The sequence below is a fragment of the Actinomadura nitritigenes genome, from assembly GCF_017573545.1.
GTDB classification, from domain to species: Bacteria; Actinomycetota; Actinomycetes; order Streptosporangiales; family Streptosporangiaceae; genus Spirillospora; species Spirillospora nitritigenes.
The window spans coordinates 13883-34493 of record NZ_JAGEOK010000047.1; the positions used below are offsets into that span (position 1 = coordinate 13883).

At 71.0% G+C, this 20611-nt stretch carries 17 protein-coding genes and 1 pseudogene; 11 read left to right on the forward strand and 7 right to left on the reverse strand.

Annotated elements, in window-relative coordinates:
• The first annotated feature begins 55 nt into the window (after positions 1-55).
• Positions 56-439 carry a DUF5997 family protein gene (locus J4557_RS43925; protein WP_208272957.1) on the forward strand — a complete coding sequence of 128 codons (384 nt, stop codon included), beginning with the start codon at positions 56-58 and terminating at the stop codon, positions 437-439.
• Between the two features lie 261 nt (positions 440-700).
• Here J4557_RS43925 and J4557_RS43930 read toward each other — a convergent pair whose 3' ends face one another.
• The gene (locus tag J4557_RS43930) at positions 701-1276 is read right to left on the reverse strand and encodes a nuclear transport factor 2 family protein (RefSeq protein WP_307800554.1); all 576 of its coding nucleotides are present in this window, start codon (positions 1274-1276) and stop codon (positions 701-703) included.
• Between the two features lie 296 nt (positions 1277-1572).
• The gene (locus J4557_RS43935) at positions 1573-2019 is read right to left on the reverse strand and encodes a hypothetical protein (protein WP_208272959.1); all 447 of its coding nucleotides are present in this window, start codon (positions 2017-2019) and stop codon (positions 1573-1575) included.
• A gap of 324 nt (positions 2020-2343) precedes the next feature.
• Between J4557_RS43935 and J4557_RS43940 the strand changes: the two genes are divergently transcribed.
• Positions 2344-2586 (forward strand): hypothetical protein, encoded by a 243-nt coding sequence (locus J4557_RS43940; RefSeq protein WP_208272961.1) that lies wholly within the window; start codon positions 2344-2346, stop codon positions 2584-2586.
• Between the two features lie 388 nt (positions 2587-2974).
• On the opposite strand, the gene J4557_RS43945 is transcribed toward J4557_RS43940, so the two are convergent.
• Complete coding sequence (locus J4557_RS43945; protein ID WP_208272963.1) at positions 2975-3544, reverse strand: TetR/AcrR family transcriptional regulator; 570 nt, start codon at positions 3542-3544, stop codon at positions 2975-2977.
• A gap of 105 nt (positions 3545-3649) precedes the next feature.
• On the opposite strand from J4557_RS43945, the gene J4557_RS43950 reads away from it, so the two are divergent.
• Both J4557_RS43950 and J4557_RS43955 read left to right on the forward strand, forming a co-directional pair.
• The gene (locus tag J4557_RS43950) at positions 3650-4264 is read left to right on the forward strand and encodes a dihydrofolate reductase family protein (protein WP_208272965.1); all 615 of its coding nucleotides are present in this window, start codon (positions 3650-3652) and stop codon (positions 4262-4264) included.
• Positions 4265-4957: 693 nt separating this feature from the next.
• A complete protein-coding gene (locus J4557_RS43955; protein ID WP_208272967.1) occupies positions 4958-5974 on the forward strand; it encodes a serine/threonine-protein kinase in 1017 nt (338 codons plus the stop codon).
• A gap of 183 nt (positions 5975-6157) precedes the next feature.
• On the opposite strand, the gene J4557_RS43960 is transcribed toward J4557_RS43955, so the two are convergent.
• Positions 6158-6886 (reverse strand): hypothetical protein, encoded by a 729-nt coding sequence (locus tag J4557_RS43960; RefSeq protein ID WP_208272969.1) that lies wholly within the window; start codon positions 6884-6886, stop codon positions 6158-6160.
• A gap of 169 nt (positions 6887-7055) precedes the next feature.
• Between J4557_RS43960 and J4557_RS50420 the strand changes: the two genes are divergently transcribed.
• Positions 7056-8237: a sensor histidine kinase gene (locus J4557_RS50420; RefSeq protein ID WP_208272971.1), complete on the forward strand. Its 1182-nt coding sequence runs from the start codon at positions 7056-7058 to the stop codon at positions 8235-8237.
• 8 nt (positions 8238-8245) lie between these two features.
• A pseudogene (locus tag J4557_RS43970) lies at positions 8246-8905 on the forward strand (response regulator).
• A gap of 135 nt (positions 8906-9040) precedes the next feature.
• Here J4557_RS43970 and J4557_RS43975 read toward each other — a convergent pair.
• A complete protein-coding gene (locus tag J4557_RS43975) occupies positions 9041-9754 on the reverse strand; it encodes an endonuclease/exonuclease/phosphatase family protein (protein WP_307800555.1) in 714 nt (237 codons plus the stop codon).
• A 274-nt stretch (positions 9755-10028) separates the two neighbouring features.
• Positions 10029-10508 (reverse strand): MarR family winged helix-turn-helix transcriptional regulator, encoded by a 480-nt coding sequence (locus J4557_RS43980; protein ID WP_208272973.1) that lies wholly within the window; start codon positions 10506-10508, stop codon positions 10029-10031.
• A gap of 82 nt (positions 10509-10590) precedes the next feature.
• Here J4557_RS43980 and J4557_RS43985 point away from each other — a divergent pair, with 82 nt between their 5' ends.
• The 4 genes from J4557_RS43985 to J4557_RS51360 all read left to right on the forward strand — a co-directional run bounded on the left by J4557_RS43985 (position 10591) and on the right by J4557_RS51360 (position 17121).
• Positions 10591-11478 (forward strand): alpha/beta fold hydrolase, encoded by an 888-nt coding sequence (locus tag J4557_RS43985; RefSeq protein WP_208272975.1) that lies wholly within the window; start codon positions 10591-10593, stop codon positions 11476-11478.
• Between the two features lie 298 nt (positions 11479-11776).
• The gene (locus J4557_RS43990) at positions 11777-14674 is read left to right on the forward strand and encodes a helix-turn-helix transcriptional regulator (RefSeq protein WP_208272977.1); all 2898 of its coding nucleotides are present in this window, start codon (positions 11777-11779) and stop codon (positions 14672-14674) included.
• 135 nt (positions 14675-14809) lie between these two features.
• Positions 14810-15019 carry a hypothetical protein gene (locus J4557_RS43995; RefSeq protein ID WP_208272979.1) on the forward strand — a complete coding sequence of 70 codons (210 nt, stop codon included), beginning with the start codon at positions 14810-14812 and terminating at the stop codon, positions 15017-15019.
• A 164-nt stretch (positions 15020-15183) separates the two neighbouring features.
• A complete protein-coding gene (locus tag J4557_RS51360) occupies positions 15184-17121 on the forward strand; it encodes an Ig-like domain repeat protein (RefSeq protein ID WP_279576412.1) in 1938 nt (645 codons plus the stop codon).
• Between the two features lie 170 nt (positions 17122-17291).
• On the opposite strand, the gene J4557_RS44005 is transcribed toward J4557_RS51360, so the two are convergent.
• Positions 17292-18209: an NADP-dependent oxidoreductase gene (locus J4557_RS44005; protein ID WP_208272981.1), complete on the reverse strand. Its 918-nt coding sequence runs from the start codon at positions 18207-18209 to the stop codon at positions 17292-17294.
• A 1423-nt stretch (positions 18210-19632) separates the two neighbouring features.
• Here J4557_RS44005 and J4557_RS44010 point away from each other — a divergent pair.
• Positions 19633-20562: an alpha/beta fold hydrolase gene (locus tag J4557_RS44010; protein ID WP_208272983.1), complete on the forward strand. Its 930-nt coding sequence runs from the start codon at positions 19633-19635 to the stop codon at positions 20560-20562.
• Positions 20563-20611: the final 49 nt, after the last annotated feature.

The following is a 20611-nucleotide window of genomic DNA, read 5'->3' on the forward strand; positions in this document are numbered from 1 at the left end:
TCCGCCACCCTAGTCATGTCCAGGCAGTGCCCTCCCGCTGGCTACCCTTGAGGTCATGGGCACGTCCAAAGCAAAGACCTCGCAGACCATGAAGTCCGCGACCGCGGCCAAGAAGCTGGGGATCCTGCTGTCGGCAGCACCCGCCGAGTTCCAGGAAGGTCCTGTCTCCCGGGACGAATTGAACGCCCTCCAGGCCGACCCGCCCTCATGGCTGGCGAACCTGCGCCGTGAGGGCCCCCACCCCCGCCAGGTCGTCGCCGCCAAGCTCCGTGTCTCCGTCTCAGGGCTGGCCCGCGCCGGCATCACGGGCCCCCTCACCACGGCCGAGATCGAGAACCTGAAGGCCGAGCGGCCCGACTGGCTGGAACGCGAGCAAGCCGTCCAAGCCGAGGTCCGCAAGGAGGAACTCCGCCTCAAGCAGCAGCGCGCCAAGGCCTGACTCAGGTGATGCCCCCGGCCGCCTGCGCCGCGGCCCCGCTGCTCGCGATGTAGGTCGCGTGTGTCAGGCGCGCTGCATGGACGTGCTTCTCAGCAAGCGCAGCGCCCCAAGGCCGCGCACACCTCATGCAGGCGGTCGTATTCGGGCGGACGGCCGTGCCAGCACTGGCGCCGTCCGCGACAACCTCAGCCGGTCATTACCTCGTCCACGGCGCGTTGGGGACGGGCGGCGGCACGCATCGAGCCTGACTCTTGGTGCAGATCAGGTTCCCGGCCGCGAGGGCGAGGGCGCCCAGCGGTCTGCCAGCAGCCTGAAGCTGGGCACGTCATCGAGCGATATCGAGTATTCGTAGGTCCGTTCATAGCCGATGCCGCTGATGCGCCACCCGCCGTCCGCGCAGCGCCGATACGTCTCCTCGTAGAAGGCGGATCCGCGGATCAGCACCCGGAACGCCTTGGCGATGACGGTGTCCTCGAGGCACCAGGTGCCCTCGGCCGTGTCGCCGTCGACCCGGATCTCGGGTTGGCCCGCGAAGTGCACCGTGGTGATCTCGGGGCCGAGGTTGTCTCGCATGTAGCCGACGATGGCGTCGCGGCCTTCCAGGCGCAGCGGCTCGCCGACCGCGCGGGTCCCGTAGGCGCCCAGGGCGTCCTCGGTGAGGGTGTCGGCGAACCCGTCCCAGTCCTTCAGGTCCAGGCAGCGCAGGTAGCGGTACTTCACCTGACGGATCTCTTCCAGGGCGTTCAGGTCCATGCGACGTAGCCTGCTCGACACCGCCGCCATTGACAAGAACACGTTCTGATTTCCGAGGCGTCCCTCCCGCTCGGCGTTCGGCACGTCGGCCAGGTAGCCGTCCCGGACTGGATCAGCGTGGCCAGCGGCCGGTCCACGAACACCGGTTCGTACTTCGCCTCGGTGCCCACAGCCCGCCGCCGCGGACGAGCGGCCAGCATCGCTTGGTGCCGCTCCTGCCGCACGGCCCAACCTCCGCCACCAATTCGGCGATCATTGCCGGCGACAGACCGGTGATCCGGCGAGGTCCTTGCAACCACTGCACGAGCCACCGACCGGACCATTCGACCATGATCAACCATCAAAGAACCCGGCCGCCACCACAACCATGCCCGAGGTCGTTAGTACCAGTAGATCCACACGTCACCGTAGGCCTTGGACCGTACGCTCATGTAGGCCTGCATATACCCGGTGTTCTTTGCTTTCCAGGGACTGCACGTCTTGTTCTTCGGCCCCCAGTACTTCTTGCTCCAGATGGTCTTCTGGTAGCCGTGGGCTCCGGTGCGCACGAGATAGATGCTGAAGCCCTTCTTCGTTCCCGAGCCCCAGAAGTTGAAGCAGATCCGCACGTGGGCGTTCTTCACCCGGACGTCGCCCGTCGCCCGGCCCGGCCATTTGGCTCCGCCGTTGAGCCGCCATGGACCGGAGGCCCCTCCCTTCGCCGCTGCGCTCGGGGCGCTCGCGGCCGCCGCAGGCCGTGCGGTCTCGGCGTCCGCGGCCGACAGCGCGGCACCACCGGCGAGAACTGCGGCTACCGCGGACATGACTGTCATCGAGCGTTTCATCATGATCACCTTTGACTCTCGGAGGCTCCTCGCCGAGCGAGCCTGAGTCCGAACAGGGGGATCGTTTCAACTGATCGCGAGAGGCTTTCTGAACGATCCCCTATCCGGCACTCAGTCAACTCCATACGGTCCGATTCTTCGCTGAGAGTCAATCAATGTCATTGACGTGGAGCGCATGAATCATTGACCTCCAGTGCAAGGACGCAGATGTCGATGCAAAGGGAATCGCGGTGGGCGCGTTCTTGTAGATCTCGCCGTCGGCCATGGTGTGCCGGGTAACAGCGTGTCGTACCTGGGCTACCTGCGCACCCGCTGGGGCCTGGCGCTGTGAAGAAGAGCGGCAGACTCAAGGGCCAGCAGCCCAAACTGCCCGAGCCAGTGCGGTGGTCGATCCGCCGCCGCTACGCCGCCGGCGAGGTGTCGCTGGACGACCTGGCCACCGAGTACAGCGTCGGCCGCCCCTACATCCACCGCATCATTCACGGCCCGCCGACCGATCCACGCTGGACTGTCAACCAGCTACGAAGCTGGTCCGTGATCCCTTTCTGGCGTAGTCCGGCCGTCCCTTAGGGAGAGGGCGGGAACAGATCACCAGCCGCCCCGGGGACAGCGGCCCCGGGGCGACCGCGATCGGTGTGCGCGGCTGAACGGCGGAGGGAACAAGCCGGCGCCCGGGACGCTGTCGAGGGCCTGGCAAGGCGGCGAGCGCGGCGGCCAGGCGGGCGAGTTCGGTGCCGTTCAGCGCGCGCCCGTCCACGGCCTGGTGCTCGTTGCCGACGCGGTCACACGCTGGTCTTCGCGGGCATCTTCGTGCTCGTCATGCCGTCGATGGCGCCGCCGCTCACGACGCTCGGGAGGCTGGTTCCGTCCGCGTCTGGCGGCAGCGTTTGTCGATGAGTTCTGGCAACACCCCGAGGTTTGCGGTGGGACGGCGGGCCGCCGTCCGGTGGCCTCGGCCTCAGCGGAGGAGGCGGTTCACCATCTGCTCGATGAGGTCGTCGACCGAGTAGGGCTCCAGGAGGGCGGGGGCGGTGAGGTCGTCCACGATCAGTCCGGACATGGCGAAGTAGAGCAGGGCGACGCCGGTGCGGTCGCCGGGCAGTCCGGCGTTGACGTGGTAGTCGACGACTTCCCGGTTCTCCTCGGTGAGGAAGCCGCTGAGCTCGGCGTTCAGGTCGGCGCGGCGGGTGGCCTCCAGGCGCAGTTCCAGCATGGCGAGGTTGCCGGCGCGGTCGTTGCGCATCCGGGTCAGCAGCTGGCGCATGAGCTCTGCGACCAATTCGTGCGACGGCGCCTGCTTCATGGTCTCGGCAAGCACCTCGGGGTCGGGGGTGAGGCGCTCGCGGGTGCGGCGCATCACCTGGGCCAGCAGTTCGTCCCGGTTGGCGAAGTAGTTGGAGGCGGTGCCGGTGGGCACGCCCGCCTGCTTGTCGATCGCGCGCAGCGTCAGGCCGCGCGAGCCCTCCCTGGCCAGGACGTCGATGGCGGCGTCAAGGAGCGCGGTGCGCCGAGCCGGGTTCTGCCGCATGGAAACCTCCACGGAGCAGCGGTTGACACCACTGCAATTGAAGTACTAAGTTCAAACCACTGCAAGCACAGTACTACGTTTGCCGTCACCAGGAGAGGCATCTTCATGCGAAAGCTCGTGTACTACATCGCCACCACCCTCGACGGCTTCATCGCCGGCCCGGACGGCGCCGACCCCACGGGCCCGGACGGCTTCTGGCCCACCCCCGCCGACTACATCGAGCACCTCGTCGCCAACTACCCCGAGACCCTTCCCGGACCGGCCCGCACGGCGCTGTCGGTCACCGCCGAGGGCACCCACTTCGACACCGTCGTGGAAGGACGCCGCTGCTACGAGATCGGGCTGAAGGCCGGGCTCACCAACGCATATCCGCATCTGCGGCACCTGGTCTTCTCCCGGACCCTCAACGAGAGCCCGGACTCCGCCGTCGAACTCGTCTCCACCGATCCCGTCGCGAAGGTGAGGGAGCTCAAGCGCGAGGACGGCAAGGACATCTGGCTGGTCGGCGGCGGTGAACTCGCCGGCGCTCTGTACGGCGAGATCGACCGGCTCATCCTCAAGGTGGGACCGCTGACCATCGGCACCGGGATCCCCCTGTTCTCCCGCACGGCCGCATTCGACCCGCGGACCTGGGAACTGACCGACCACACCGTGCTCGCCAGCGGTGCCGCGTTCCTCACCTACGACCGGCCCGCCAACCTCAGCGACACCGGCAAGTGAGGTCATAACCGCCGCCAGTTCGTGCAGGCCTCGTGGGTGAGCGCGACGTCGCCGCGCGCCAGGCCGCGCAGATACTCCGGGACGCGGGGGGGCGTCGATTCAGACCAGCCCGCGCAACGGGATCGGCATGGAGATCAGGGCGACCAAGAGCCGGTGGTCGAGCTTGCGGCGTTCGTGGGTCCACCAGTGCTGTTGCCCGGCCAGCCAAGGCGGCGAAGGCGGGGTCGTCCCGCGGGACGGAGGGATGAGTCCGGCCCGCGCAGGTCGACGACCGGACCGCTGTTGCCGGTGGCGGTCTTGCGGGCGACGTTCTCGGGGGTAGGCGATCAGGTCGGCGGGGGATGAGGCCGAAGATGTCGCAGAGCGCGGCCAGCACCGGCAGCGACACTCCTTCGGGTCCCCGTGATGCGGCGGGCGGCGACCTGCCGGCCGTGCCATGCATTGAGCCTGGGGCAGGGCCCCGGCATGCGAGTGGCCTGGCCCCGTGCCCGCGCTGGGCGATCAGCCAGGCCCCCCTGAAAGCGTGGCGGGGGAGGGGAAGCGGTCTGGTGTGACAGAGCGGTCGTTCTGGGCGCTCTATCAAGTGGAGGTGCGCGGACAGGAACGCGTGGTTGGCCCGCTTGGGCAGGGCCGTCGCATGTGGCGCTGAGGTCTGGAGTGATGGGACGACACGGACGCGCGGCAGAGGGCTCGGTGCTGCTGGCCGGCCGGTATGAGTTGATCGAGCCGGTCGGCCGGGGCGGCATGGCCGAGGTGTGGTGCGCCAAGGATGTGTCGCTGGGCCGCCTGGTCGCGGTCAAGTTGCTGGATCGCGTTCCATTCGCCGACCCGCACCAGGACCCGCTCCGCGACGATGTGGCAGGCGCGCCCGGTGAACGGATCTTGAGGGAGGCCTGTTACGCCGCCCGGCTGGTGCACCCCAACGTTGCGCAGATCTATGACGCGGCCGCCGACGGCGACCGCATTTTTCTGATCATGGAACTGGTCCCCGGCCGAAACCTGTCCGCGGTCTTGAAGCGGCAAGGTCCGTTGGCGCCCTCGCAGGTCGCAGACCTGGGTGCACAGGCCGCCCGAGCGCTGGCCGCCGCCCACGCCGCCGGTGTCGTCCACGGGGACGTCAAGCCGGCGAACCTGCTGCTGACCGATGACGGCGTTCTCAAGCTCACCGGTTTCGGCATTGCCCGTCGTCCGGGCCCCGCCGCCTCCGGACAACCAGCGCGGGCGGTGCTGGGCACCGCCGCTTACCTGGCTCCTGAACTCGCTTCGGGACACCCACCGAGTCGGGCCGGCGACCTTTACGCACTGGGATGCGTGCTGTACGAACTGTCCACCGGGCAGCGACCTTTTGAGGCCGACACCGCTACTGCACTGTTCCACCGACACCTGCACGAATCCCCGACCCCGCCCAGCCGGCTGCAACCCTGGATATCAACCGAGTTGGAGCAGGCGATACTGCGCCTGCTGGCCAAGCAGCCCGAGACCCGGCCCATTGATGCCACCCGTGTGGCCGATGCGCTTGAGATCATCGCCCTGTCCAATTCGACGAGTCTGACGGCGAACGAGCCGACTGACAGCACTCAGGGATCGCCCGCCCAAGTTCCCACCCGTGCCCGGCGCGCCCGTCACCGCGCCAAGACACATGCTCGTCCGTCCCTCGCCTCACTTCACCGATGGCTTGGATGGGGCACCGGCCGTGCCTCATCGCCTTGATCCGTGTTCTGTCACAAGGTCGTTGCGCCCGACGCCTTGGTGTGCGAACCCGAGCGAACGCAGGCCGCCCTCGCGTGTCGGCGGCAGGAGGTCGAGGGCGGCTGTGGTGTGAGACGACTGCGGTGTGAGCGACGGGGCGCGGGTATCTCTCGTACGCCGCAACATCCCGCTCCCTGGGGCGGGTCATCCTAGTGATGAGACGAATCCCAGGGCCGTTATCGCCAGGGCGGCGATGCCGAACCGGGCCATCGACCCGCGGGTGGGGCGGGGGCCGTCGCGGAGGGTCGCGAGTCCGAGCGGGATGAGCGCGATGCACAGTGCCGTCGTGCCCGCGATCGACAGGGGCGTGGTGCCTTTCAGGACCCCGAGGGGCAGGAGTGCCATGAGCGCCAGTGCGAGGCAGCGCACGGGGCCGAGTACGCCGGAGCGCCAGGCTCCGATCGCCAGCACGAGCCAGCCGAGCATGATCGCGAATGAGGTGTACTGGAAGATGTGGAACGCCTGGTAGGAGTCGGCGACGGCGGTGGTGGCCGCTCGCCGCCCCTGGGCGTCGACGAGTTGGAAGGCCAGATGGTCCGCTCCGGCGTGGAAGGTGCGGGCGAACAGACCCAGCAGGGTGAGCCCACCGCCGAAGGCCGCCAAGGTCGGATGGGTGGCGCCGATGCGGGTGACCAGGGCGCTGACGGCCGGGCACAGCGCCACGGTTCCGGCGGCGAAGCAACTGTAGGACGCCGTCATCAGCGTCGGGTGCCGGTCGTAGGCGGCCAGCTGGTCGGGGAAGAAGAAGTGGAACCTCGCCCGCAGGAGCACCCCGGCCAGCAGCAAGACGGGCCCGAGCACCAGCGAGGTCCCGGCGAGCCACCGGCCCGGGAACGGGGGAGCGAGGTGCGTCGGGGGTCGTGTTGAAGACATGCCCCACAGGCTGCCCGCGCGGCACGCTTCGGCGGATCGGCCCGGGACCGACATTCCTGGTTCAGCCTGGTGCGGGCACCATTGGGCGCCAGGGTGGCACGATCCTCCCCGAGGATGATCCATTGTGGTCTGATGTGGTGGGGTGACCTGCACCGATAACGTGCGTCCCGTGGACGAAGCCGACTTCTCGGCCCGCCAGGCGCAGCTGCTGCGCCGGGGCCGGCTGCGCGCCCTGGACGTGCCGCTGGCGGTCGTCGTGGTCGCGGTGGACGTGGTCGTCGCCGGGAACATGCTCAAGGACCGGCCGGACTTCACCCTGTCCTTCCCGGCGTCCTGCATGGTCGCGGTCGCGCTGGGCTCGATCGTCGCGGTGCGGCGGCGCCGGCCCCGGCGCGCGTTGGCGGCAGCGGCGGCCGTGTCGTGCGCCGCGGCCGTGACCGGTGTGCTGTGGGATCCGTTCGCGGCGACCGCGCTCGTGCTGTGCACCGTCGCGTCCATCGAGCCGGCGCGGTGGTCGGCCCGCGCGCTGGGCGGGTGCGTGGCCGCCGCGACCGGCGCCGCGGTGATCGCGCAGATGGTCCATCCCCGGTACGGCGTGGTGGCGGCCGCCGGCTGGACGGCCGCGGCCTGGCTGCTGTCAGCCGGCGGCTGGCTGACCGGTCACCTGCTGCGGCGCCGCAGGTGGCACGCGGCCCGCCTGGCCGAGCAGCGGGCGCGCCGGATCCTGGCCGATGAGCGGCTGCGGATCGCCCGCGAGCTGCACGACGTGGTCACGCACGGCATGGGGCTGATCGCCGTCAAGGCGGGGGTCGCCAACCACATCGCCGAGGCGCGCCCCGAGGAGGCCCGCCAGGCGCTGCGGGTCATCGAGACGACCAGCCGCGACGCCCTGGCCGAGATGCGGCGTCTGCTCGACATGCTGCGCCGGGACTCCGCGCCGGGCACCGACCTCACCCAGCCCGGCATCGGCGGACTGCAGGACCTGGCCGAGCACGTCCGGGCCGCCGGAGTCGAGGTCGAACTCACCGTCTCCGGCGAATACGATCTCCCCGAAGCACTCCAGCTCACCGTCTACCGGATCGTCCAGGAGGCTTTCACCAACGCGGTCAAGCACGCCGCGCCCGCCCGCTGCCGGGCCACGGTGGACATCGCGGCCCGCCAGGTGAACATCCAGGTCCTCGACGACGGCGCGAGCCGCCCGGCCTCAAAGCCGGGCACCGGCGGACACGGACTGGTCGGCATGCGCGAACGCGTCGCGATGTACGGAGGAACCTTTACCGCCGGTCCCCGCCCCGAGGGCGGCTTCGCGGTCACCGCCACCCTCCCGTGCCCCCGCGGCGGCGGCCGGTGACCGAGGCGATCCGCGTCCTGGTCGCCGACGACCAGGTCCTGCTGCGCGGCAGCTTCCGCGCCCTCATCGAGACCACCCCCGACCTGACCGTGGTCGGCGAGGCCGCCAACGGCGCCGAAGCCGTCGAACTCGCCCGCACCCTGCGGCCCGACGTCGTCCTGATGGACGTGCGGATGCCCCACCTGGACGGCATCGAAGCCACCCGCCAGATCCACCAGGACACCCGCACCACCCACGTCCGAGTGCTCATGCTCACCATGTTCGACCTGGACGCCCACGTCTTCGCGGCCCTGCGCGCCGGAGCGGCCGGCTTCCTGCTCAAGGACACCCCACCGGGCGACCTCCTCAACGCCGTCCGCGTCGTCGCCGCCGGCGAAGCCCTTCTGGCCCCCACCGTGACGCGCCGCCTCATCGCCGAGTTCGCCCGCCGACCCTAGCCCGAACGCCCGCTCCCGCGCGTCCTGGACGGCGTCACCGACCGGGAACGCCAGGTCCTCACCCTGGTCGCCTCCGGCCTGTCCAACACCGAGATCGCCGACCACCTGCACCTGAGCCTGGCCACCGTGAAGACCTACATCGGCCGCCTGCTCACCAAACTCCACGCCCGCGACCGCGCCCAACTGGTGATCATCGCCTACGAATCCGGCCTCGTCACCCCCGCCCCCTAGGAGAAGCAGGTCGTAAGAAAAGGAATTGGCGGTGGCTGCGGCGGGCTGTGGCCTGATGATGGCGGCGTTAGCGCGACCGCTGCACGCGTCGATCAAGTTCGTGGCGGCGTCCGGCCGCGCGCGTTGCCGCCGAGCTCACAGCGTGATGTTCGCGCGGAGGAGATTGTGGTCCGAGAGGCCGCCGACGTCCTCGACGGCCGCGCTGCTGTTTCTCCCGCCCCGCACGACCACGTGGTCGATCCACTGTGGCTCCGAGCTTGAGGTTCGCGGCCGTGTCGGCAGGGCTTCCGGCGGGAGATCCACGACGTCGTAACCGGGGCCCAGAGCCGACGCCACGGTGGCACGGTCGGTGTTGAAGTCGCCCAGAAGCACCGCCGCCTGTCCCGGTGGAGCGGCGGTCAGCTCGGCCAGGCGTGCCAGCTGGCGCGTGCGTCGCTGATCACCGCTCAGGTGGGTCGCGACGACGAGCGTCCCGGCGGTCTCGACGGACAGCGCTCCCTTGCCCGGATCGTCCTCGAAGGAGTCGGCGGCGACCTTGCGGCTCTGTCCGTCCACCAGAAGCACGAGGTACTCCTCGGGGGCGCGCAGCGGACGGATGGCGTGGCGTGGTGCCGGGACGCGCGGATACCGCAACGTATGGACGGTTCGCTCGGGCAGTGCGAGGCGGATGCTGGCCAGTTGGTCACCGCTGACCTCCTGAAGCGCGATGACCTGCTCGGTCCGCGTCACCAACCGCGCCGTAACGGCGGCGATCCGCTCCGATTCGTCCGGCCAGCGCGCCAGGACATCCTCACTCCAGTTCTCGGCATGGACACGGTGCAGGACGTTCCAGGTAGCCACAGTGATCACGGGGCGTGATGGTAGCCACTTATCGGTCGGCGTGTGGCTCCGCGGCTGGGTCTGCTCGTCACCGAGTCGGTGGGGTCGGACCGGAGGGCCATGAGGGACGTCACCGCCGGCCGGCCCCACGCCGGAGGCGGCAACGGGAACGTCTTCGAGAGCGGCAGCTCCGCCGACCGCGGCCCGCTTTCGGTACCTGCGCGTGGCCGCGAGCCTGCATCCCTTGCGTGCGCGTCCGCAGGGCAACGCCGTTGCCGTCGCGTCCGTCCGTCCGCCACCTGGCTCAGGCCGGCTCTCCCATATCGCGGGCGATCCACGCCGGCGTGTCGAAGCGCACCGGCTGCGCGCCCACGAGCGCCGTGAGGTGTCTTTCGATGCCCTCCAGCTCGGCGGCGCCGATTCGCTGCGCCCACTGCTCGCGGAGCTCCTCGAAGACCGCCTCGCCCTGGCGCAGCACGTCGAACCCGAGTTCGGTCACCTGAAGGCGCTTGCGGCGGGCGTCGCGCGGGTCGGTGTCGCGTTCGACGTACCCGCGCTCCTGCAGGACGGTGATGGTCCTGGCGGCCGACTGCTTGGTGATCGACAGGCGGCGGGCCAGCTCCGAGGCGCTGTCGGCGCCGGCGGCGATGGCCCGTATGGCGAAGTCGTGGACGGGACGCACGTCCTCGTAGCCGCGATCGGCCAGCTCGGCGGTGGCGGCGTCCACGAGCGTGCGGAAGCCCCCGAGCAGCAGGAGCGCGAGATCTGCGCCTGAGCGAGACATGCGAGCAGGATATGACCTCGACAAAAGACAGCCGGACTGACTATATTGGACAGTCAGGCTGTCGAAATGAGGAGAGAGAGACATGGCCACCGCACCAGCGGGACTCGCCGTCCCCGAGATCACCCACCACCGCGCCCACGTCAACGGAACGACCCTGCATTACGCCGCCGCCGGGACGACCGGGTCTCCGGTCCTGCTGGTCCACGGGTTCCCCGAGACGTGGAGGGCCTTCCGCAAGCTCATGCCCCTGCTCGCCGCCGGCCACCGGGTCTTCGCCGTGGACCTGCGCGGCTTCGGTGACTCCGACACCGCGCCGGGTGGCCACGACAGCGAGGCCGCGGCCGAGGACCTGCACCAGCTGATCGCGCACCTCGGCCTCGGCCCCGTCCACCTGACCGGGCAGGACATCAGCGGGGCGACCGTCTTCCGGCTGGCCGTCACCCACCCGGAGGACGTGCTCAGCCTCACCGCCATCGAGACGGGCCTGCCCGGCTTCGGCTGGGAGATGCTGGCCGACGTCGCCCGCAGCGGCGCCTGGCACATCGGGGTCCTCGCCGCGCCCGGCATTCCCGAGATGCTCCTGGCCGGCCGTGAGCGCGAGTTCCTCGGGCAGTACGCGTTCCCCTCCATGACCGCCGCCGCGGGCGCGGTCACCGATGCCGACATCGACGACTTCGCCCGCACCTACGCACGCCCGGACGGCTGGCGCGGCGCGGCCGGCGTCTACCGGTCGCTCCTTCGTGAGGGGCCCGAGCTCAAGGCCCTCGCCGAGTCTCCCGGGCTGAACGTGCCCGTTCTCGCGGTCGGGGCCGGCGGCGGCCCGTTCACGGCCCAGAGCTTGTCGCAGGCCGCGTCAGCGGAGATCAGGTCCGTCCAGCTCGACGGCGTCGGCCACTACGCGGCGATGGAGGCTCCCGAGGAACTGGCGAAGGCCGTCCTCGACTTCGTCGACGACATCGACGCCGCCTAGGCCCCGAGTGCTCACTGGATGGGATGAGGCCGCGGTTCACCGGTTCTGACTGGGTGCTGCTCGCGGCGACTGGTGCGGCCGGACGCGGTGCTGCGTAACGGGGCCCGCGGTCTCCGTCCGCGCCGGGCGGCGGTGTTCCAGGGTTTGGGCGGTCATGCGGACAAGGTCGGCTCGGATGCCGAATGCGGGTCTCTGGCAGGTGTCGCATTGGTCGGAGATACTCGTCCTGCCGGATCTCACCCGGCTGCTGTTGCCCGCTGTATGCGGCTGACACCGAGGGTCTGGGCGGGAGGGAGGCATGGGCGATGACCGGGGACGGCGTGATGGCGTGCGGGTGGACGGACCGTCCGCGGAAGGTGCGTCCGTAGACGGCGCGGCCACGGGCGACCTGCTGGAGCGTGCGGCCGAGCTGGCGGGGTTATCGCAGGCTCTGGCGGCGGCGTGCCGGGGTGCGGGGTCGTTGGTCGTGGTGGAGGGGCCGGCCGGGATCGGCAAGTCGCGACTGCTGTCGGCGGCCGGTGAAGTGGCCGACGGCCTCGGCATGACCGTGTGCAGGGCGCGGGGGATCGAACTGGAGCGCGGCGCCCCGTTCGGCGTCGCGTCGGAGCTGTTCGCCCCGGCGTTGATCGCCGCGTCGGGTGAGGAGCGGAGCCGGCTGCTGGCCGGTCACGCCGCGCTGGCCACTTCGCTGTTCGATCCGGCCGCGCCGGGCCAGGCGGACCCGTCCGCGCTCGTCCGCGGGCTGTACTGGCTGACCGGGAACCTCGCGTCCGGGGCCCGGACCGGCGATGCGGGTGCGAAGGGCCTGCTGATCGAGGTCGACGACGCGCAGTGGGCCGACCAGTCCTCGCTGGGCTTCCTGGCGTTTCTGGCGGCCCGACTCGGCGAGTTGCCGGTCGTTCTGGCGGTGGCGGTGCGCGGCGGGGAAGAGCCGACCGACCGTGCGGTGCTGGACTGGCTGCGGGATCGGCCGGGCCGGGTGCTCAAACCGCGCCCGCTCAGTGCCGGCGCGGTGGACCGGATGGTGGCAGCCGGACTGCCTGGTGCGGAGCCGGAGTTCACCCATGCGTGTGCCGAGGTGAGCGGCGGAAACCCGTTCCTGGCATGGGAACTGGTGCGGGCCTTGGGTGACGACGGGATCCCCCCGGTGGCGGGGTCGGTCTCCCGGGTGCGGCGTCTGGTCCCCGACTCGGTTCTGCACTCGGTCTTGGTGCGTCTGGCCCGCCTGGGCGAGCCGGCCAGGCGGCTGGCCGAGTCCGTCGCGGTGCTGGCCGACGGGACTCCGCTGCGCCGCGCCCGGCTGCTCGCGGGGCTGGACCCGCTCACCGCGGAGGCGGCGGCGGACATGCTGGCCGAGGCCCACATCCTCGGCCCCGGGGAACCGCTGCGCTTCGCGCACCCGCTGATCGCCAACGCCGTCTACGCCGATCTGGCGGCCTACGCCCGGGCCCGCGCGCACCGCCGGGCCGCCGACATCCTCGAAGCGGACGCCGCGCCGGTCGGGGCCGTCGCGGCCCATCTGCTGCTGACCCGCCCCGACGGTGACCGGCGGACCGTGTCGATCCTGCGGAGCGCGGCCGGTCAGGCGATGGGGCGGGGCGATCCGGATGCCGCCGCCCACCTGCTGGCCCGCGCGCTCGAGGAGCCCCCGGAGCCGGCCGGGCGGGCGGCTCTGCTGCTCGACCTCGCCGACGCCGAGATGCAGTGCGGTCAGCCCGCCGCCGCTGAGCACATCGATGAGGCCCTGGCGCTGCTGGGCGAGTCCGCGGACCGTACCCGGGGCCTCACCGCCCTGGGCAGGCTGCGCTTCACGCTCGGCGAGCACCGGGCGGGAGCCGAGGCGATGGACCAGGCCCTGTCCCGGCTCGCCCCCGATGACCCCGCGATGGCACCGCTGCTGGCCGACTACCTGACGCTCACCACGTTCCGGGCGCCACTGCACCCGCTGGCCGAGCAGCGGCTGCGGCCGGTCGTCGCGGCGGCCCGGCAGGGCCGGCCGCCCGAACATCCCGCTCTGCTCGCCCATCTGGTGTTGCGGCTGGCCTTCGCCGCCGAACCCGCGTCACGGCTGCGCCCGCTCGCCGAGCGCGCCACCGCCGCTGATCCGCTGATCGACCCCGCCACGCACGGGATCCTGATGGGGATGGTCGTCCAGGCGCTCTGCTGCGTCGACGAGCTCGACTCTGCCGAAAGGCTCTGTGACGCGGCGCTGGCGGCCGCAGGCCGGTGCGGCTCGCTGCTCGGCTACTCCATGGCCTGCTACAGCCGGGCCATCGGCCGCTACCATCGCGGCGACCTCGTCGACGCCCTCGCCGACCTCGACCAAGCGATGGTCGCCAGCCGCGAGGGGTGGACCGCCGGCGACCCGTGGAACGCAGCGCTGCAGGTCCATGCCCAGCTCGAACGCGGCGACCTCGCCGCTGCCCGCGACGCCCTCGCGCTGACCGCCGCCGAACCGGACTCGATGGACCAGGCCATCACGCTGTCCGCCCGCGCCCGGCTCGCCCTCGCCGACGGCCGGCCGGCCGAGGCCCTGGCCGACGCGCGGGAAGCCGGGCGGGTCCTCTCCTCCGGCTTCGGCATCGACCACCCCGGCTTCGTCCCCTGGCGGCGGGTCGCCGTCCTGGCCGCCGACGCCGCCGGGCGACCGGAGCAGGCTCACGCGCTGGCATCGGAGATGGTCGAGCGCGCACGCTGGACGGGCACGGCGCGAGCGCTCGGCCTGGCCCTGCGCACACAGGCCGCGATCAGCCCGGGCGAGCAACGGCTGCCGCTGCTCGCCGAGGCCGTCGACGTCCTGCGGCAGAGTCCCTCCGCCTTGCAGCGTGCGCACGCCCTGGTGGAACTCGGCGCCGCTCATCGCCGCGCCGGCCGGCGGTCCGCCGCCCAGCCTCCGTTGCGCGAGGGCCTCCAGCTCTCCGACGGCATGGGCGCCGTCCCGCTGGTCCAGCGGGCCCGCCAGGAACTGCTCGCCACCGGCGCCAGGCCGCGGCGCGCGGCCCACACCGGCCCCGACGCGCTCACCCCCACCGAGCGGAGGGTGGCCGAGCTGGCGGCCGAGAACATGACCAACTCCCAGATCGCCCAGGCGCTGTTCGTCACCACGAAGACCATCCAGACCCACCTGGGGCACGCCTACCGGAAACTCGGCATCGACTCGCGCCGCGACCTGCCCGCCGCCCTGGCCCGCCGGTGACCGGCCCGGCCGCCGGGGCGGCACCCCGAGGATCCGGCCCGCCTTCCGCCGCGCCGAATTCTCGGGGTGCCGCCCGCAAAAGATCAGCATGTGCCGACCGGCGCGACCCGGGCCGGGGGAGCGGACCCTCGGTTCATGCCCGGTTCCGCGCACGCCCGCTTGACGATCGAATTCGACCTGTCGGCAGACCCCATCGCCGGAGTCGTCCACGACGGAAGCGCAGGCACGGGCCGGGCCTTCACCGGATGGATGGCGCTGACCGGGCTGATCGAGGACACCCTCGACGCCGCCCGCCGGGACGGCCCGCCCCGTCCCCAGGCGGAGCCCGGCCGCGATCCCCGGTAGCCGGGCGCACTGGCTGCGGCGGCCTGACCAGGGCTGCACAGTGCGGCCGGACCGCACCATGACGGCGGGCGGTCACGCCGCGACCCGCACGCAGATCAGTTGACCGCCGCCGTTGAGTACGTGCCGAACGACGCGTGCCATAAAAGGGAGAAGGACCACTCGCGATGTCTGACACGAACACCACCACCGACCCTGCACTGGCGCGGCACGGACGGAAGAGACGAACCGGGGTGGCGGCGCGGGCCGTCGCCGCCGGCCTGATCGTCATCCCGCTCGCGGCCGTCCGCCCGGCGTCCGCGACGACCCTGAACACGGCCGACTTCGTCTTCGCCGCCGGATACCAGACCTGGACCGTGCCGGACGGGGTGCACAGCGTCACGATGGACGTGATCGGCGGCGCCGGCGCAGACGGGAACAACGCCTCGTCCTGCGGCTCCAGCAGCTCCGGCGCCGCCAGCGAGGTGAAGGCGGACGTCCCGGTCACGCCCGGGCAGACGCTGTCGATGTGGGTCGGTGGTGGCGGGCACCTCAGCGGCCCCGGCGGAACGGGCACACCGGACGGGCTGTTCGCCGGCGGTCACGGTGGCGGCGCCGGCTTCGGGGCGTCCGGTGGCGGCGGTGGCGGCGGAGCGGCCAGCGTCGTATGGACCGGGACCGGACACAACGACGACGACATCCTCGTGGTCGGCGGTGGCGGCGGCGGTGGCGGCGGCAAGGGCGGTATCGACGCCCAGTGCGGCGGCCGCGGCGGCTTCGGCGGCAACCCCGCAGGCGACGGCCTGACCGCACGGGCCAGTCTCGGCGAGGGCGGCGCCGGCGGGTCCGCCGACCAGTTCGATTCGCAGCTCCATCACAGCGGCCTGCCCGGCCGGACCCCACCCGCTCCCGGTGGTGTCGCGGAGATCGGCGGGGGCGGTGGCGGTGGCGGAGCCGGCATCGACCGGTGCTCGCGGGACTCGACCGGAGTCAACGACTGCTACGGCATCGGCGGCGGCGGTGGGAACGGCGGCGACGACGCCGCCGGGAACGGCGGCGGCGGGGGCGCGGGCGGCACGTCCTACCTCACCAGCACGGCCACCAGCCCGTTCTACTCCTTCGCCGGCGAGCACGGCGACAACGGCCAGATCACCCTGACCTGGCGCACGCCGTCCACCACGACCCTCAGCGCGGGAGCCGCGACCGCCGGACAACCGGTCACCCTGCACGCCCTCGTCGACCCGAGCGACGGCGGCGGGACCGTCGCGTTCGCCGGTGACGGATCCGCGATTCCCGGCTGCGGGGCGGTCTCGTTCACCTCCGGCGGAGGCACGACCTGGCAGGCCAACTGCGTCACGTCCGACCTCACCGCCGGGACGCACCAGATCACCGCCACCTATTCCGGCGACGACTCCTACGCGGGCAGCTCCGACCACATCTCCCTGACCGTGGCCGCGCCCGTCACCGCGCCGGGCGCGCCGACCGGCGTCACCGCGGTCGCCGGCAACGCGCAGGCCACGGTGAGCTTCACCGCGCCGGCCGGCGACGGGGGAAGCCCGGTCACCTCCTACAAGGTCACCGCGACCGACCACACCGACGCCGCGCGCGGCGGCCAGACCGCCACCGGCAGCGCAAGCCCGATCGGCGTGACCGGGCTGACCAACGGCGACTCCTACACGTTCACCGTGACCGCCACCAACTCCGCTGGGACCGGACCCGCGTCCGCCCCCTCCAACGCGGTCACCCCGTCCGCGCCGGGCGCACCGTCCGCCGATCTCGCCGTGACCGTCCACGGACCCGCGGCGGCGGGGGACGGCTCGACGTTCACCGAGACCATCACCGTCCACAACGCCGGACCCGGCACCGCGACCGGCATCGCGACCGGGCTCAACGTGCCCTGGGGCGTCACCGTCACCAGCGCACCGGAAGGATCCCGGATCGGCCCGGTGGTGTACTGGTGGGATTCGTCCCTGGCGGCCAACGCGACGGTCACCCACACCCTCACGTTCCGCGTCGACACCTGGCCGCACTACACCGCGGCCATCGGGGTCGCCACCGCGTCATCGAAGGTCGCCGACCCCCACCCGGCCGACAACGTCGCCCTCACCACCGTCAAGCTCGGATGACGCATATCCGGCGGTTCGACGTTCGGGAGTGCCGGTCGGAGAGCCGTCACCGTGACGGCTTTTCCGACCGGCCGCAAGGCCGCATCACCCGTCGGCAGCAGCGGCCACGCCTCGACTGCCTGAACGTTTCTCTCGTCGACTCCTGCCCGCTCCCGTCCGTTCCAGGAGGCTCAGGGGCGCACGCGAATGACGGTCTTGCCCTTGCGCCGCTCGGTCGGGTTGAGCACAGGGACGGCGTCGTCGAGGGTCGCGACGGTGCCGATGTGCGTGCGAAGGCGCCCGTCCCGCACCCGGTCGACGATCTCCACCAGCTGACTCGGAACGGACTCGACGACGAAGTCGACCGCGAGACCGTCGACGGGGCGGGTCCCAACGGGACCGACCACCGACACCAGCGTCCCGCCGGGCCGGATGATGCCCGCCGAGCGCCTCTGGACGTCGCCACCGATGACATCGAAGACCAGGTCGACCCCTCCGACGTCTTCGAGGTCCCCCTCGTCGAGGGCGAGGAACTCGTTCGCGCCGAAGTCGAGCGCCGCCTGGCGGTCCGCCGCCCGCCCGGTACCGATGACGTAAGCGCCGAACTCCCGGGCGAGCTGCGTCACCATCGATCCGACCGCGCCGGCGGCGCCGTGCGCGAGGACGCTCTGCCCCGCCCGAAGGCGACCATGCTGGAACAGGCCCTGCCATGCGGTCAGGCCGGAGATCGGCAGGCTCGCACCCACCGTGAAGTCGACGGCCCCGGGCAGCGGCGCCAGGTTGCGTGCCTCCACGGCCGCGTACTCGGCCAGGGTTCCATCGCGGTGCCAGTCCGTGATCCCGAACACCCGCTGGCCCAGCGAGAGTCCCGTCGTGCCGTAGCCGAGGGAGGCGACCACTCCGGCGAACTCGTGTCCGATGATCGCCTGGGCCCGGTCGTGACCGGAGCGATCGACCCACGTCGAGGGCCACTCCCACTCTGCCGGGACGAAACCCGACGCATGGACTTCAACGACGACGTCGTTGATCGCCGGCGCCGGCTCGGGCCGCTCCGCCAGCTTGATTCCGGCCGCTTCCGCGGCCTGGTCGGTCACGACGATCGCCTTCATTCCTACCTCCGAATACCTCGTGCTCACTGGCTCTATGCGCAGGTCCGTGACTGTGTGTTCCCCACTCCGGTGGAACTCGACGCGTTTTGAGAAGTCCTTGTGGCTGGTAGGCCCGGGTACGGGCGGGCCGGAGCCGACCGCTCGGCGCCCTGGGCCATCTGGGTGACAAAGCGTTACCGTCTCTTCATGGGCGATAGGTTCGACCGGCTTGTCGAGCGGCTCCTGGACGCAATAGAGCGGTGGATCTACCGCAAGGAGATGCACCGACCGCCCAGGTCGCCGAGCGCGGGCTATCCGCGCTATCACGACTCGACCTGTCTTCACGAACATGGCGTGAAGAAGCAGCGGGGGATGGATTCGGGTGTCCCGAACTGGATTTGCCGTGACTGTGGTCGCATTGTCGGACGCGGCGTGCACTGGAGCCCTTGATCCCGATCCGGCTCCCGGCCCTGGCGGCAACCTCAGCGCCTGTGTCCGAGCCCAGGGCGGCAGGATCACCGAGGAGAACCGCTGTCCCTCGCCCGTGACCGGGTCGGGCGCTTGGCGCTGACGCGCGGGGCCTCACCTCGATCGCCCCGCCGAGGTGAGGACCTTGCGCAGCAGGTTCGGGCCGTCGCGTCGGAGGTCTTGTTGGACCAGGTCGGTGGCCCTGGTCGATGCCGGTACGCGCTTGGCCGCGGCGCCGCAGCGGCAGCCCGGAAGGGCCCTGGCGCCTCGCGCGGGGTGAAGCCGCTGCCGCCTCGGCCACCCGCGGGCTGAGCGAGGAGAACTGCCTCCCCGCCGAACACGCCGTCCGCCGCACGCTTGAAGTCGTGAACGCCTACCGAGCCGTTTGTTGAACGCGTGGACCAGGATGCACTACGCTCACTCACCGTAGTTGAACGATTGCACATTGTCCATCTTGGGCTGGATGTGAAGATCCGGAGTGGTGCATGCGGTCCCCCTTCCTGGCCTCCGTGACGATCGGCGCGCGATCGGCGTGACTCTCTTCGCCGGTGCGGGTGCGGGCCATGGCTTCGGCAAGGCGGCCAATGCCCCACGGGCCGTGGCAGGCGACCGCACTCGAGTCTCGGCGCTCTCGTCGGTCAACGCCATAGACGAGCATGTCATCGGTGCCGGAAGTGCGGTGTGCGATGGCTGCGACGCCTGCAACGGCGCACCGGCCGAATTCTGTGGCAGCGCCCATACGGGCGACGAAAGCGGGTCGCTCCCGCCCGGTTCGGGGCCGCTCGGTCCCGGGCTGACGTAGGGCATAAGAGCCTGCGTGCTGTTATGAGTCGATCGCCTTAATTGTCGGCGCGGAGTGCATGGAGTTCGGTCGGCCGAGATACGCGATGTCTCCCTATGCGTCGCTCTCTTGCGGACCAGTGTGCCCCCCCGGGTGGGTGAAAAATGGACACTTGAAGCATCGATGGGACCTTTGATGGACGTTTTCGCTGTTCCCGATGACGAGATTCGAACGTTCGTCGTCGATGGACTCCAATTCAGCTGCCGCATCCTGTGGAATGACGACGCCCCGAAGACGGCTCCCGTGGTGTACACGCACGACGTGTTCGCGCGCATGCATGATCGCGGTCTGTCCATCTCGATGAAGGATGTCGCCACCCTCGTCCAGGTGAGCCTGCCCGGCTCAGGCGACGCGGACGATGTTCCGGCCGACGCACCGCCCGACTTCTTTCTCCGCGCGCTGCTGAAGGTGATGGACGAGGTGCCGCTTTCGCGCGTCAATCTCGTCGGCGGGTCCGCCACGGGTCCGCTGGCGTATCAGTTCGCTCAGCGGTACCCGGAGCGGGTGCGACGGCTGGTACTCGTCGGCGCCGTCGCGTCGGCGGCCGAACTGCGCCGCCTGCATGCGGACACGGCCCCGGCCTGGTTGGAGAAGGAAACGGCTGACATCGGCCAGGCCGAGGTCGATGCGGTCCTGCGGCTGCTGGTGGACCCCACGCCCGGCAGCCCGGTGGCCGGGCGGGACGTGGTGCGAGACCGGCTGACCGCGATGTTCGGCCGGATGACGCGCGACGAGCTCACGCGTCTCGCTCGCCGCTGGCGGGCCCTCGCTGCTCTTCCTGACACGCCCGGCGGTGCTTACGAAGGACCCGTCCTGCTCTTCACCGGCGAGTTCGACGTGCTGACCCCTCCCCGGGCATGTCGCGAGTTCGCGGCCACGTTCAGCGACGCGGCCTTCGCGACGATCCGGCAGGCCGATCACATGGCGCATCTGGAACGCATCGACGAGGTCGCCGACCTCGTGTGCCGGTTCATCACCGACCAGGCACTTGAAGACCTGCCGTACCTGGCCTCGTTCGAGCGCTTTCGTGAATCTCGCGCTGCCGGCGACCTGTCGGCTGTATGACGTCTCCGGCCGACCGCTGTCCGGGGCTTGGCCCAAGAGCCCAAGGTCT